The 2,677-nt window shown below is 53.4% G+C and carries 1 protein-coding gene and 1 pseudogene; both read left to right on the top strand.

The features are described from left to right. A partial coding sequence (locus ACE4YL_RS00315; protein ID WP_461368971.1) for a reverse transcriptase domain-containing protein occupies nt 1–1,050 on the top strand: 1,050 nt, incomplete at its 5' end. Nucleotides 1,051–1,067: 17 nt separating this feature from the next. After that, a pseudogene (locus tag ACE4YL_RS00310) lies at nt 1,068–2,677 on the top strand (hypothetical protein); the annotation flags it as partial.

Raw genomic sequence — 2,677 nt, 5'->3', positions numbered from 1 at the left:
GGGAAACGCAACCGGGCAGAGGTGCAGCAGTTTGAAAATCTACTCGAAGATAACCTGATCGAACTTCAGAATGAACTCATCTGGAAAACCTATCGGCAAAGCCCATACCGTGAATTCTACGTCCACGAACCGAAAAAGCGGCTGATCATGGCCCTCCCTTTCCGAGACAGGGTGGTGCAGTGGTCTATCTACATGACTATTAACCCCATCCTTGAACGCAAATACATCCATGACAGCTATGCTTGCCGAATCGGTAAAGGTACGCACAAGGCCCTGGCGAGGGTGTATGGTTGGCTAAGGCACAACCCGGATCTGAAGTACGTTCTAAAACTTGACATCCACAAGTATTTCTACCGGGTAAACCACGACATTCTGCTCAGCCTGTATGCCAAGTTCATCAAAGATGATGATCTCCTATGGCTTCTGGAACACATCATCCGGGCCAATGATGGGCGTTTAGGCGTAGCCGAAGGCAGTATAGCCTATGAAACCCGCGCTTGTGGCGTCGGCATGGCTGTGGGAAACTTGGTGAGCCAGATGAGCGCTAATGTTTACCTAAACGAAGTCGATCAATTCGTCAAACACAAGCTGAAGGTCAAATACTACGCCCGGTACATGGACGATCTTCTTGTGCTGGCCGACAATAAGTGCTATCTACATGAGGTTAAGGCTGAGATCCAAGAGTTTCTCCTGACTCACCTGGCTTTAAAAACCAACAACAAAACGCAGATTCGCCCCGTGAGGGACGGAATAGAGTGGGTTGGTTTTCGTGTATGGCCCACCCACATAAAGATGAGGAAGTCCACGGCCAAACGCATGAAACGGAGATTGAAAGCCTTGATGCGGAAGTACCAGAGGGGTGAGATGGATTGGCAGGCAGTTAACCAGTCAGTGCAGTCATACTTTGGGATACTGAAGCACTGCAACAGCTACGGGCTGCGAAATGCTATTTTTGGCCCCGACGGATGGTTTGTGCTCCAGCGGGGCGAGACTGAATGTTTTGAACTATATAGTTGGTCTTTTAGGGGGCGGATTTTCCACCCCCTTTAGGGATTGGAGGTGATCCTTTGTACCAAGCACGCATTTTAGATAAGGACAGACAACTCAAAGCTGTTCTGCCCGGCATTCGCTGGCACTACACAAGGCGGATCAACCAGGCATCGGAAATCAACATTGGCATCCCTAGAGAGGCCATAGACGAGGTGGTCGCACCAGACCATCCGCTCTATGGCTTTTTTGGTGCTGCGCAACCGGTGGTGGTTGAAGGTGCTCCCAAAAGGGAGCGTGACAATAAGCCGGCATACGCCGCCATCGCCTCCTATGTACAGATCTACCAAGGGGACAAGCTGAGGGCCTCAGGCAAGATAGTAGGCCGCGACCTTGGTCAGGTGGTCACCGTCCACGCCATGACCGAGGAAATCCTGCTAGAAGCTAACCTCACCCCTGCCCAGTACGGCAAGGTGTGGGAGGGCTGGGACCTCGCGGACGTAGCCAGAGACTTACTGGACGGCTGGCAGACGTTGCGAGTAAAGGCCAAGGAGCAGTGGCAGGAGCGTATGGTTGATAGCTCCAACGTCGATCTCAACACGGAGCCCGGCGTTGTTATGCTAGCCAAAAGGGCCGACGGCAGATATTACGAGCAGGGTTACATCACGCTGCTTTTCGATAGGCTGGAGGTTGTCGGATTCAAGGCCTGGGATAGGGTGCGTTGGAGCGCCGATAGCGACGGCCCAGAGGGTGATGTACAGACCACGATACAGTACTCCACCAATGGTACGACTTGGTCTGACCCCTTCGATGGAGGTCTGCCGGAAGAGGTTGGTCTCTACATTGGTGGTGACCACGATAAGGTATGGATCAGAATCAACCTAATCACTAGAGATACCGAAAGCGAGGACCCGGATGGCAATCCTCGAGGGCTCACCCCTTTCGTGTTTGCTTGCGAGTTGATCGCTCGCACAGAAGGGCACCTGCTTGCAGGCAGCATCCCGGATGTCGCTGGAGTGACTGTGACAGGCCTATCTGCCGACCGTGCTACAGCGTTGAGGGTGCTGCACGATGCCTGCGACCAGGTTGGCTGGGAGTTTGCTGTCTGGGATGGAGCCCTTAATCTCGCGGAAAACCTTGGGGTTGACCGCACTAAGGATTTCATATTCCATGCCGGCACCAATACGGAGATCACCGCCCTCAGCGATGGCGATGAAACGCTGGTCAACATCTTGACAGCGCATGGCCCCGGAAGCGGCATCAACCGTTTGGAGATCACGCTTCGGGACGAGGACAGCATAGCTACCTATGGTCCTTATCCAAAACCAATCGAGTTCAACGTGGAGACTCTGGACGAGCTGCGCCAAAAGGCCCAGGAATACCTGGAAGAGCACAGCACACCGCAGATGGATTTCCGAATCACTGCGGTGTTTCCTTATGGACAGGAGCCTGACTATGGCCTTGGTGATAAGGTGAGGGTTGCTGACCCCGATACCGGGATTATCAGCACAACCAGGATAGTCGCTGAAAGCCGGGAGTTCGGAGAGAGGGGGCTGGTTGTCAACTTAGAGTTGGGCAAGCCAGCTTTCACCTTGACTGAAACCCTAGGCAGGGATGGTAAGGATGGGAAAGATGGCAAGGATGGCCGCGATGGGAAAGATGGAAAAGACGGCAAAGACGGCAAAGACGG

Source organism: Candidatus Darwinibacter acetoxidans, from assembly GCF_041936445.1.
Classification (GTDB): domain Bacteria; phylum Bacillota; class Limnochordia; order Darwinibacteriales; family Darwinibacteriaceae; genus DTU010.
The sequence above is the reverse complement of the archived record's forward strand: the minus strand, read 5'-3'. Positions and strand labels throughout refer to the sequence as shown.